Annotated in this window: 12 protein-coding genes; 9 read left to right on the forward strand and 3 right to left on the reverse strand. The window is 71.5% G+C overall.

The window, feature by feature from the left end:
• On the forward strand, positions 1 to 651 hold the full coding sequence (locus GRC12_RS07675; protein WP_208778399.1) for a DJ-1/PfpI family protein: 651 nt from the start codon (positions 1 to 3) through the stop codon (positions 649 to 651).
• Here the strand turns inward: GRC12_RS07675 and GRC12_RS07680 are convergent.
• Positions 623 to 1,378 (reverse strand): enoyl-CoA hydratase/isomerase family protein, encoded by a 756-nt coding sequence (locus GRC12_RS07680; RefSeq protein WP_208778401.1) that lies wholly within the window; start codon positions 1,376 to 1,378, stop codon positions 623 to 625. The two genes, GRC12_RS07675 and GRC12_RS07680, sit on opposite strands and share 29 nt — an antisense overlap.
• Before the next feature lie 222 nt (positions 1,379 to 1,600).
• Here GRC12_RS07680 and GRC12_RS07685 point away from each other — a divergent pair, with 222 nt between their 5' ends.
• Complete coding sequence (locus GRC12_RS07685; RefSeq protein WP_208778439.1) at positions 1,601 to 2,074, forward strand: ATP-binding protein; 474 nt, start codon at positions 1,601 to 1,603, stop codon at positions 2,072 to 2,074.
• Between the two features lie 6 nt (positions 2,075 to 2,080).
• Here GRC12_RS07685 and idi read toward each other — a convergent pair whose 3' ends face one another.
• On the reverse strand, positions 2,081 to 2,674 hold the full coding sequence (idi, locus tag GRC12_RS07690) for an isopentenyl-diphosphate Delta-isomerase (RefSeq protein ID WP_208778403.1): 594 nt from the start codon (positions 2,672 to 2,674) through the stop codon (positions 2,081 to 2,083).
• 338 nt (positions 2,675 to 3,012) lie between these two features.
• Positions 3,013 to 3,981: a UDP-glucose 4-epimerase GalE gene (galE, locus tag GRC12_RS07695; protein WP_208778405.1), complete on the reverse strand. Its 969-nt coding sequence runs from the start codon at positions 3,979 to 3,981 to the stop codon at positions 3,013 to 3,015.
• A gap of 276 nt (positions 3,982 to 4,257) precedes the next feature.
• Here galE and GRC12_RS07700 point away from each other — a divergent pair, with 276 nt between their 5' ends.
• The 7 genes from GRC12_RS07700 to GRC12_RS07730 all read left to right on the forward strand — a co-directional run bounded on the left by GRC12_RS07700 (position 4,258) and on the right by GRC12_RS07730 (position 11,337).
• Positions 4,258 to 6,078, forward strand: coding sequence for a DUF5941 domain-containing protein (locus GRC12_RS07700; protein ID WP_208778407.1), 1,821 nt, complete (start codon positions 4,258 to 4,260; stop codon positions 6,076 to 6,078).
• Positions 6,075 to 6,827 carry a sugar phosphate nucleotidyltransferase gene (locus GRC12_RS07705; RefSeq protein WP_208778409.1) on the forward strand — a complete coding sequence of 251 codons (753 nt, stop codon included), beginning with the start codon at positions 6,075 to 6,077 and terminating at the stop codon, positions 6,825 to 6,827. Before GRC12_RS07700 ends, GRC12_RS07705 begins: the two co-directional genes overlap by 4 nt.
• On the forward strand, positions 6,815 to 7,876 hold the full coding sequence (locus GRC12_RS07710; RefSeq protein WP_208778411.1) for an iron-containing alcohol dehydrogenase family protein: 1,062 nt from the start codon (positions 6,815 to 6,817) through the stop codon (positions 7,874 to 7,876). Before GRC12_RS07705 ends, GRC12_RS07710 begins: the two co-directional genes overlap by 13 nt.
• Positions 7,854 to 8,633, forward strand: coding sequence for a CDP-alcohol phosphatidyltransferase family protein (locus tag GRC12_RS07715; RefSeq protein WP_133042081.1), 780 nt, complete (start codon positions 7,854 to 7,856; stop codon positions 8,631 to 8,633). The genes GRC12_RS07710 and GRC12_RS07715 overlap by 23 nt, the downstream gene beginning before the upstream one ends.
• 5 nt (positions 8,634 to 8,638) lie before the next feature.
• The gene (locus GRC12_RS07720) at positions 8,639 to 9,511 is read left to right on the forward strand and encodes a glycosyltransferase family 2 protein (RefSeq protein ID WP_208778440.1); all 873 of its coding nucleotides are present in this window, start codon (positions 8,639 to 8,641) and stop codon (positions 9,509 to 9,511) included.
• A 115-nt stretch (positions 9,512 to 9,626) separates the two neighbouring features.
• Positions 9,627 to 10,556, forward strand: a complete 930-nt coding sequence (locus GRC12_RS07725; protein ID WP_133042082.1) for an ABC transporter permease — start codon at positions 9,627 to 9,629, stop codon at positions 10,554 to 10,556.
• On the forward strand, positions 10,549 to 11,337 hold the full coding sequence (locus GRC12_RS07730; protein ID WP_208778412.1) for an ABC transporter ATP-binding protein: 789 nt from the start codon (positions 10,549 to 10,551) through the stop codon (positions 11,335 to 11,337). Before GRC12_RS07725 ends, GRC12_RS07730 begins: the two co-directional genes overlap by 8 nt.
• Positions 11,338 to 11,536 lie beyond the last annotated feature (199 nt).

The following is an 11,536-nucleotide window of genomic DNA, read 5'->3' on the forward strand; positions in this document are numbered from 1 at the left end:
ATGCAGATCGCCATCGTCCTCTACGACCGCTTCACCGCCCTCGACGCCGTCGGCCCCTACGAGACCCTCGGCCGGCTCCCCGACGCGGAACTGCTCTTCGTCGCCGAGCGGTGCGGCCCCGTACGCACCGACAACGGCACGCTCGCGCTGACCGCCGACAGGACGCTCGCCGACGTACCGGCCCCCGACGTCGTGGTCGTCCCGGGCGGGCCGGGGCAGAGCCCGCAGATGGAGAACGCGGCCCTGCTGGACTGGATCCGCGCCGCCGACGCCACCAGCACCTGGACCACGTCCGTGTGCACCGGCTCCCTGCTGCTCGCCGCCGCGGGCCTGCTGGGCGGGCGCCGCGCGACCTCGCACTGGCTCGCCCTGGACGAGCTGAAGCGGCTCGGCGCCGAGCCGACGGAGCAGCGGGTGGTGGTAGACGGCAAGTACGTCACCGCGGCCGGGGTCTCCTCCGGCATCGACATGGGCCTCGCCCTGCTGGGCCGGGTCGCCGGTGACTTCGTCGCGCAGGCCGTGCAGCTCGGGATCGAGTACGACCCGCAGCCGCCCTACGACGCGGGATCCCCGCACAAGGCGCCCGCGGACGTCGTCGAACTCATGCGCTCGCGCAGCCGGTTCATCCTCGGCCAGGAGCCGACCACGTGAAGCGCGGCTGACGGCGTTCCAGGAACGCGGCGACCCCCTCCTCGGTGTCGCCGCCGGCGCGGGCCTGCTCGCGCCAGTGCGCGTCCCGGTCGGTCCGCCCGCCGACGAACTCCTTCGCCGCGGCCTGCGTCAGCTGCGAGCGGGAGACCAGGATCCGGGTGAACTCCGCGACCCGCTTGGCGAGTTCGCCCTCGGGCAGCACCTCGTCCACCAGGCCGGTGCGCAGCGCCCGGTCGGTGTCGATCAACTCACCGGAGAACAACAGGTACTTGGCGGTCGCCGGCCCCACCAGCGACACCAACCGCCGGGTGGAGGAGGCCGGATACACGATCCCGAGCTTGGCCGGCGTCACCCCGAACAGCGCGCCCTCCATGGCGAACCGCAGATCGCAGGCGCCCGCCAGCTGGGCCCCGCCGCCCACGCAGTGCCCGCGGATCGCGGCCAGCGTCGGTTTGGGAAAGGCCGCCAGGGCCTCCTCCGCCCGCACCGCGAGCCGCTGCGCCTCCTCCGGCGACTCCCGCAGCGTGGAGATGTCGGCCCCGGCGCAGAACGTCCCGCCCTCTCCCGTCAGCACCAGCGCACGGACCTCCGGGTCGGCGGCGAGGGTGTCGAGCAGCGGCGGCAGGGCCGCCCACATCGCGGCCGTCATGGCGTTGCGCTTCGCCGGATGACGGATGACGACCGTGGCGACCGCGTCGGCGACGGTGTGCAGCAGCTGGGGCTCCATGGCCGGATGCTAACCGCCGCGTCGTGGGCGTGATCAAGAAGGGATCGGCGAGAGTTACGACACCTGGTGGGACAAGAACGGTCCCACAGTCGACCTGCTCGTGCGTGGACGGTCACGAACGCTCGATAGTCGCTGACTTCTGTTCAGTCCTCGGGAGCGATGCGCTTCGTTACCAACACTCGACGTGTGGTGACAATCGAGCGCGAGGGTGGCGACCGGACGATGGAGAACCACGGGGGCGGGTCCGGTCCGAAGCCACCGGATCCGCTGCCCTACGAGGGCGTCTGGCGGTTCACCGCCCCCGCCGTGGACGCCTCGGTCCCGCAGGCCCGGCACGCCGTGCGGGACCTGCTGCACCGCCAGGGCGTACCCGTCTCCGACGACCTGGCGCACGGTCTGCTGCTCATCGTCTCGGAGCTGGTCACGAACGCCGTCAAACACGCGGCGCTGCTGTCGCCGGTGCTCGCCGTGGAGGTCGCCGTCGGGGCCGAGTGGGTGCGGGTGTCCGTGGAGGACAACCATCCCTACCGTCCCACCGCCCTGGAGGCGGACCACGGGCAGACCGGTGGCCGGGGTCTGCTGCTGGTACGCGAGATCGCCCGGGAGGCGGGCGGGGTGTGCGACGTCGAGCACACGGCGGGCGGCGGCAAGGTGATCTGGGCCGCCCTGCCGCTCAAGCCCGCGCGGGTGCCCTGACGGGGGTCACCAGCCGGCCGACGGGCCCGTCAGCTCCCTGATCGCCGGGCGGGCCGCGTCGAGCACGGTCATGAACCAGGACGAGAAGGTGTCCTTGGCATGCCGTTCGGCCAGCTCGGCGGGGGTCACGAAGGCGGTCTCGCCGACCTCCTCCGGATCGGGCCGCAACGGGGACTGCACCATGCCGACGAACAGGTGGTTGTACTCCTGCTCGACCAGCCCCGAGTCCGGGTCCGGGTGGTTGTAGCGCACCGTGCCCGCCTCGGCGAGCAGCGACGGGGAGACCCCCAGCTCCTCGAACGTCCGCCGGGCCGCCGCCGCGAAGGGCGCCTCTCCGGGGTAGGGGTGGCCGCAGCAGGTGTTGGACCACACACCGGGGGAGTGGTACTTGCCGAGCGCCCGCCGCTGCAGCAGCAGCCGGCCGTGCTCGTCGAAGAGGAAGACGGAGAAGGCGCGGTGCAGCCGGCCCGGTGGCTGGTGGGCGGCGAGCTTCTCCGCGGTGCCGATCGTGACGCCGTCCTCGTCGACCAGTTCCAGCAAAATCGCGTCTGCGGTGCCGTTCGACGGACTGTGCGTCGCGGTGGCAGGTGTGATCGGCATACCCATCCTTCGCATCGGTCTTCGCGCCCCAAGTGTGCCGCACGAATCCGGCACTCCCGGCACTTCCCGGCACGCCCGCATGTCCCGCGCGCTCCGCGGGCCACGGCCGTCACCGGTCGACGCCGGACGAGGGGCCCGGTAGGTGATCGTGCCCGGTGCGGTCGGCGGGGAACCGTCCGGGGTGGGGCTGTGGGGCTTAAGGACGCGCGTGCGCGCCGGACGGCTGCGTTCCGCTCCGGGGGCGCACCACCGGCCTCAGTGGCACAGCCGCGCCTCGTGTTCCGCAGGGTCGCCCGGTTCCCGCCGGGAGGTGCGGCGCGGACAGGCCGCAGGCCGGTTCACGCGCCGTGGTGGTGCTGCCAGCCCCGCCAGGCGGACTCCACCATCTCCCGCACCCCGAGTCGGGCCGTCCAGCCCAGTTCCCGGGCGGCCCGCGCGGCGGAGGCGACGGCGCGCGGGGCGTCACCGGGGCGGCGGCCCTCGACCACCGGGGCGCGGTCGTCGCCGGTCACCTCGCCGATGACCGTGATCAGCTCGCGCACGGAAACGCCCTCGCCGCGACCGATGTTGACCGTCAGATCGCCGCTCGCGCCCGCCTCCAGGCGGTGTGCCGCGGTCAGATGCGCCTCGGCGAGGTCGGCGACATGGATGTAGTCGCGGACGCAGGTGCCGTCCGGTGTCGGGTAGTCGGCGCCGAAGATCCGCGGGGCCTCGTCACGGGTGAGCCGGTCGAAGACCATCGGCACGATGTTGAAGACACCCGTGTCGGCCAGCTCGGGCGCGGCGGACCCCGCGACGTTGAAGTAGCGCAGGCACACCGTCGCGATGCCGTGCGCCCGGCCCGCCGCCCGCACCAGCCACTCGCCGGTGAGCTTGGTCTCGCCGTAGGGGTTCACCGGGGCGCACGGGGTGTCCTCCGTGATCAGCTCCACGTCCGGGTCCCCGTACACGGCCGCCGAGGAGGAGAAGACGAACCGGCTGATCCCCGCCTCCGCGGTCGCCTCCAGGAGCCTCGCGAGTCCGCCGACGTTCTCCTCGTAGTAGCGGGTGGGCCGCGCCACCGACTCGGCGACCTGCTTGCGCGCGGCGAGATGGACGACGCCCGTCACGTCGTACTCGGCGAACACCCGCTTGAGCAGGGCGGGTTCGTGCGCCGACCCCTCGACGAGCGGGACGTGGGCCGGCAGTCGCCCGGGGTACCCGGCCGAGAGGTCGTCGAGGGCGACGACCGTGTCCCCGGCCCCGGCCATCGCCCGCGCCACATGGGCCCCGATGTATCCCGCCCCGCCTGTGATCAGCCATGTCATGGACGCCCACCCTATGCCGAGGCCGCGGGGCGGACCCGATGTCCGGGATGCCCGGTCTGCGAAGCGCGGTTTGTGGGCGGGACCCCCGATCACCGATGATGATCGCGGCAAAGGCCGGGGGAGGCGGCGTTGATCGGCTCATGAACGGCCGGTGAACGGCGTACTCCGGGCATCCGATAGCCTCTGCCGACATGCCGCCCGCCTGGTGCAGCCAAGGGGCGCCCCACCCGTGCACATGACCGGCGCCCCGCGTCGGCACCCAGGGAGTGAGTTCGGTTGTCGACCGCCATCCTCACCGGTCAGCCGGTCCCCGGATCGTCGATCGAGGGCGATCTGCGGTCCCTCGGCTTCGACGTACGGACCGCCGTCGACGCCGTCGACGCCGTGCGGCTCGTCGCCGAGGCGCCGCACGACCAGCGGGTGGCCCTCGTCGACGCCCGCTTCGTCGGCCATCCGCACGCCCTGCGTCTCGGTCTGACCGACCCGCGCTTCGCCCTCGCCGCCGTCCCCGGCGCCGTCACCGCACAGCCCGAGGGCCGGGCGGCCCTCGTCAGGGCCCTGGCCGAGGAGAGCCCGACGGGCGGCGGCGCGGCCCTGGCCCCGGTGAACTCCACCGGCGGCGGCACGGCCCTGGCCGTGGACAGCCTCCCGGACCGTGTCGTCACCGCCCTGGCCGACGACGGCGCCGAGGTGCACCACCCCGAACTCGGCAGTCTGGTCGCCACCGTCCCCGCCGACCCGCAGGACCGCAACGAGGCACGGCAGGCCGTCGCCGCCGTCGACGACGAGGCCGTACGCCTGAAGTCGGCCGTGAAGTCCCGGGACGGCTTCTTCACCACCTTCTTCATCAGCCCCTACTCCCGCTACATCGCCCGCTGGTGCGCCCGCCGCGGTCTGACCCCCAACCAGGTCACCACCGCCTCCCTGCTCACCGCGCTGATCGCCGCGGGATGCGCGGCCACCGGCACCCGGCCCGGGTTCGTCGCGGCCGGCCTCCTGCTGATCGCGTCCTTCGTACTGGACTGCACCGACGGCCAGTTGGCCCGCTACTCCCTGCAGTACTCCACGCTGGGCGCCTGGCTGGACGCCACCTTCGACCGGATCAAGGAGTACGCGTACTACGCCGGGCTCGCGCTCGGAGCGGCCCGGGGCGGCGACGACGTATGGGCGTTGGCCCTAGGCGCGATGGTCCTGCAGACCTGCCGGCACGTCGTGGACTTCTCCTTCAACGAGGCCAACCACGACGCCACCGCCAACACCAGCCCCACGGCGGCCCTTTCGGACAAGCTCGACGGCGTCGGCTGGACGGTGTGGGTACGGCGCATGATCGTGCTGCCGATCGGCGAGCGCTGGGCCATGATCGCGGTCCTCACGGCGGCCACGACTCCCCGGATCACCTTCTACGCCCTGCTCATCGGCTGCGCGTTCGCGGCGACCTACACCACGGCGGGCCGGGTCCTGCGGTCCCTGACCCGCAAGGCACGGCGCACCGACCGGGCCGCGCGGGCGCTGGCGGACCTCGCGGACAGCGGGCCGCTCGCCGAACTGACGGCACGGGTCGCCCCCCGCGTCCCGGCACCCGTCACTGCCGTCGCCGGCGGCCTCCTCGTAGTGATCTCCGCCGCACTCTGGGGTGCCGCCTGGCCCACCGCACTGGCCGCCGTCGGCTACGTCCTGCTCTCCGCCGTCGCCGTCTCCCGTCCCCTCAAAGGCGCCCTCGACTGGCTCGTTCCCCCCGTCCTGCGTGCCGCCGAGTACGGCACCGTCCTGGTGCTGGCGGCCGAATCCGGGGTGAACGGAGTGCTGCCCGCGGCTTTCGGGCTGGTGGCCGCGGTCGCCTACCATCACTACGACACGGTGTACCGCATCCGTGGCAACGCCGGAGCGCCCCCGGCCTGGCTGGTGCGCGCCGTCGGGGGGCACGAGGGACGGACGCTGCTCGTCACGGTCCTGGCCGCCGCGCTCACCGCCTCGCAGTTCAAGGCCGCGCTCACGGTCCTCGCCGTGGCCGTCGCCCTGGTGGTGCTCGTCGAGAGCATCCGCTTCTGGGTGTCCGCCGGGGCGCCCGCCGTACACGACGAAGGAGAAACCGCATGATCGGCCTCGTGCTGGCGGCGGGCGCCGGGCGGCGTCTGCGCCCCTACACCGACAGCCTGCCCAAGGCGCTGGTGCCGGTGGGGCCCGCGGGCATAGAGGACTCGATCACGGTGCTCGACCTGACCCTCGGCAACTTCGCCGAGATCGGGCTCACCGAGGTCGCCGTCATCGTCGGCTACCGCAAGGAGGCCGTGTACGAGCGCAAGGCGGCCCTGGAGCAGAAGTACGGCCTCAAGCTCACCCTCATCGACAACGACAAGGCCGAGGAGTGGAACAACGCCTACTCCCTGTGGTGCGGCCGTGACGCCCTCAAGGACGGGGTGATCCTCGCCAACGGCGACACCGTCCACCCCGTCTCCGTCGAGAAGACCCTGCTCGCCGCGCGCGGCGAGGGCCGGCGCATCATCCTGGCCCTGGACACCGTGAAGAACCTCGCAGACGAGGAGATGAAGGTCGTCGTCGACCCCGACCAGGGCATGACGAGGATCACCAAGCTGATGGACCCCGCCGAGGCCACCGGCGAGTACATCGGCGTCACCCTCATCGAGGGCGACGCCGCACCGGAGCTGGCCGACGCCCTGAAGACCGTCTGGGAGAGCGACCCGCAGCAGTTCTACGAGCACGGGTACCAGGAGCTCGTGAACCGCGGCTTCCGGATCGACGTGGCGCCGATCGGCGACGTCAAGTGGGTCGAGATCGACAACCACGACGATCTCGCCCGCGGACGGGAGATCGCGTGCCAGTACTGACGAGGCTGATTCCCTCACCGGTCGTCGTGGACATCCGCGCGGGTGCCCTCGACGACCTGGCCTGTGTGCTCGCCGACGAGCGCATCTCGCAGTCCGGGCGGCTCGCCATCGCTGTCAGCGGCGGTTCGGGTGCCCGGTTGCGTTCCCGTCTGGAGCCGACGCTGCCCGGCGCCACCTGGTACGAGGTCGGCGGCGGCACCATCGACGACGCCGTCCGGCTGGCGAGCGACATAAAGGCCGGTCGTTACGACGCGGTCGTCGGACTCGGCGGCGGGAAGATCATCGACTGCGCCAAGTTCGCGGCGGCACGCGTCGGTCTCCCGCTGGTCGCCGTGGCCACCAACCTCGCGCACGACGGCCTGTGCTCGCCGGTCGCCACCCTCGACAACGACGCGGGTCGCGGATCGTACGGTGTTCCCAACCCGATCGCGGTCGTGATCGATCTCAACGTGATCCGTGAGGCTCCAGTGCGCTTCGTGCGCTCGGGCATCGGCGATGCCGTCTCCAACATCTCCGCGGTCGCCGACTGGGAGCTGGCCAACCGCGTCAAGGGCGAGAAGATCGACGGCCTGGCCGCGGCCATGGCGCGGCAGGCCGGAGAGGCGGTGCTTCGGCACCCGGGCGGCGTCGGAGACGACGGTTTCCTGCAGGTCCTGGCCGAGGCGTTGGTCCTCACCGGCATCGCCATGTCGGTGTCGGGCGACTCCCGTCCGTCGTCCGGCGCTTGCCACGAGATCAACCACGCCTTCGACCTGCTGTACCCCAAGCGCGCCGCGGCCCACGGCGAGCAGTGCGGCCTCGGTGCCGCCTTCGCGATGTTCCTGCGGGGCGCGCACGAGGAGTCGGCCGCCATGGCCGAGGTGCTGCGCCGGCACGGGCTTCCGGTGCTGCCGGAGGAGATCGGCTTCACGGTGGACGAGTTCGTCCGCGCCGTGGAGTTCGCGCCGGAGACCCGGCCCGGCCGCTACACCATCCTCGAACACCTCGACCTCAAAACCGACCAGATCAAGGACATCTACGCCGACTATGTCAAGGCCATCGGTAGCTGAACTCCGTCCGGTCGTCCACCCCGCCGGGGTCAAGGACCGGCGCAGCGGTGAGCACTGGATGGGACGCCTCTACATGCGTGAGGTGTCCCTGCGGGTCGACCGCTACCTGGTGAACACCAGGGTCACGCCCAACCAGCTCACGTACCTGATGACCGTCTTCGGCGTGCTCGCGGCCCCGGCGCTCCTGGTGCCGGGGATCGCGGGCGCCGTGCTCGGCGTGTTCTGCGTCCAGATGTATCTGCTGCTGGACTGCGTCGACGGCGAGATCGCGCGCTGGAAGAAGCAGTACTCGCTGAACGGCGTCTACCTCGACCGGGTCGGCGCCTACCTCACCGACGCCGCCGTGCTCGTCGGCTTCGGGCTGCGCGCCGCCGACCTGTGGGGCGGCGGCCGCATCGACTGGCTGTGGGCGTTCCTCGGCACGCTGGCCGCGCTCGGCGCCATCCTGATCAAGGCCGAGACCGACCTGGTCCAGGTCGCCCGGCACCAGGGCGGTCTGCCGCCCGTCAAGGAGGCCGCCGCCGAGATGCGCTCCTCCGGCATGGCGCTGGCCCGCCGGGCCGCCGCGGCCTTCAAGTTCCACCGGCTGATCCTCGGCATCGAGGCGTCCCTGCTGATCCTGGTACTGGCCGTCGTCGACCAGGCGCGCGGCGACCTGTTCTTCTCCCGGCTCGGTGTGGCCGTCCTGGCCGGCATCGCGCTGCTGCAGACCCTGCTGCACCTGGTGTCCATCCTCGCCTCCAGCAGGCTGAAGTGAGCGGCATGAAGGTCGGCGCGGTCATCATCACGATGGGCAACCGCCCCGACGAACTCCGCGCCCTCCTCGACTCGGTCGCCAAGCAGGACGGCGACCCGGTCGAGGTGGTCGTGGTCGGCAACGGCTCGCCCGTGCCGGAGGTCCCGGACGGCGTACGGACGATAGAGCTGCCCGAGAACCTCGGCATCCCCGGCGGCCGCAACGTCGGCATCGAGGCCTTCGGCCCCGGCGGTCGCGATGTCGACATATTGATGTTCCTGGACGACGACGGCCTCCTCGCGGGCCACGACACCGCCGAGCTGTGCCGGCAGGCCTTCGCTGCCGACCCGAGGCTCGGCATCGTCAGCTTCCGCATCGCCGACCCCGACACCGGGATCACCCAGCGCCGGCACGTCCCGCGGCTGCGTGCCGCCGACCCGATGCGCTCCTCCCGGGTCACCACCTTCCTCGGCGGCGCCAACGCCGTCCGCACCCGGGTCTTCGCCGAGGTCGGCGGACTGCCGGACGAGTTCTTCTACGCCCACGAGGAGACCGACCTCGCCTGGCGGGCCCTCGACGCGGGCTGGATGATCGACTACCGGTCCGACATGGTGCTGTACCACCCCACGACCGCCCCCTCGCGGCACGCGGTCTACCACCGCATGGTCGCCCGCAACCGGGTCTGGCTCGCCCGCCGCAACCTCCCCGCGCCCCTCGTCCCGGTCTACCTCGGGGTGTGGATGCTGCTCACCCTGGTCCGCCGCCCCTCGCGGCCCGCGCTGAGGGCCTGGTTCGGCGGGTTCCGGGAGGGCTGGAGCACCCCGTGCGGCCCGCGCCGGCCCATGAAGTGGCGTACCGTGTGGCGGCTGACCCGACTGGGCCGGCCCCCCGTGATCTGACAAGCTCGATCCCACGGAAGCGAGCGTTCCCGAGAGCGTTCGGGCCCCATCGGGGTACCGGGCTGATGACGTGCCCGCACAGGCCGGGCATCACGAAGACGAAGGTTATCCACCAGTGAGTGAGACAACGCACGACGACAGGGTCGCCCTCGGCGCGGCCGTGTCGCCCGACGAGGGCCTCACGGCGAGCCGGCTCGCCGCACGGTACGGGCTGACCGTGAGCGGCGCCCGCCCCTCCCTCGCCGAGTACGTCCGCCAGCTCTGGGACCGCCGTCACTTCATCATGGCCTTCTCCCGGGCGAAGCTGACCGCGCAGTACAGCCAGGCGAAGCTGGGCCAGCTGTGGCAGGTGGCGACCCCGCTGCTGAACGCCGCGGTGTACTTCTTCATCTTCGGCCTGATCCTCAAGGCGAACCGCGGTCTGCCGCGCGACGTCTACATCCCGTTCCTGGTGACGGGCGTGTTCGTGTTCACCTTCACGCAGAGCTCGGTGATGGCGGGCGTGCGGGCGATCTCCGGCAACCTGGGCCTGGTGCGGGCGCTGCACTTCCCGCGCGCCTCGCTGCCGATCTCGTTCGCCCTGCAGCAGCTCCAGCAACTCCTCTTCTCGATGATCGTGCTGTTCGCGGTGGCCGCCGGCTTCGGCAGTCTGCCGGACCTGTCCTGGCTGCTGATCGTCCCGGTGCTGGCGCTGCAGTTCCTCTTCAACACCGGACTCGCGCTGATCATGGCCCGGGCGGGCGCCAAGACCCCCGACCTCGCGCAGCTCATGCCGTTCGTGATGCGGACGTGGATGTACGCGTCCGGCGTGATGTTCTCCATCCCCGTCATGCTGGCCGACAAGCCGCAGTGGCTGGCGAACGTCCTGCAGTGGAACCCCACCGCGATCTACATGGACCTGATGCGCTTCGCCCTGATCGACGGCTACGGCGCCGAGAACCTGCCCGACCACGTCTGGGCGGTCGCCGGCGGCTGGGCCGCGCTGTTCGCCCTGGGCGGCTTCGTGTACTTCTGGAAGGCGGAGGAGAGGTACGGCCGTGGCTGAGCCGAGCACCGAGCAGCAGGGGGAGCGGATCCCCACCGTCATCGCGGACGAGCTGCACATCGTCTACCGCGTGCACGGCGCCAAGACCGGCAAGGGCAGCGCCACCGCCGCCCTCAGCCGCATCCTCAAGCGCGGCGAGGAGCGCGGGGTGCGCAAGGTGCACGCCGTCAAGGGCGTCTCCTTCGTCGCCTACCGCGGGGAGGCCGTCGGTCTGATCGGCTCCAACGGCTCCGGCAAGTCGACCCTGCTGCGCGCCATCGCCGGGCTGCTGCCCGCGGAGAGCGGCAAGGTGTACACCAACGGCCAGCCGTCCCTGCTGGGCGTGAACGCGGCCCTGATGAACGACCTGACGGGCGAGCGGAACGTCATCCTCGGCGGTCTCGCCATGGGCATGTCCCGCGAGCAGGTCAGGGAGCGCTACCAGGAGATCGTCGACTTCTCGGGCATCAACGAGAAGGGCGACTTCATCACCCTGCCGATGCGGACGTACTCCTCCGGTATGGCGGCCCGGCTGCGCTTCTCCATCGCCGCCGCCAAGGACCACGACGTCCTCATGATCGACGAGGCGCTGGCCACCGGCGACCGCAAGTTCCAGAAGCGCTCGGAGGAACGCATCCGCGAGCTGCGCAAGAAGGCGGGCACGGTGTTCCTGGTCAGCCACAACAACAACTCGATCCGCGACACCTGCGACCGGGTGCTGTGGCTGGAACGCGGCGAGCTGCGCATGGACGGACCGACCGACGAGGTCCTCAAGGAGTACGAGAAGTTCACGGGCAAGTAGCCCACTCCCGCCTGGACACAACTGTCAGACGGATCGCCGGGCCCCGCCGCAACCCCAGCGGCGGGGCCCGGCGTCTGCAAAGGAAACGTCAACTCGGGCTCGCCTTAGGAATCTTGACACCAATCGGTGTGTTGTTGTGATGTGCAGGACACCCCAGGGAAGCTCGCTGCGTTGTACAACGTAAGCTGTACCGGTCCCG

Source organism: Streptomyces griseorubiginosus, assembly GCF_017614965.1.
Classification (GTDB): Bacteria; Actinomycetota; Actinomycetes; order Streptomycetales; family Streptomycetaceae; genus Streptomyces; species Streptomyces griseorubiginosus_B.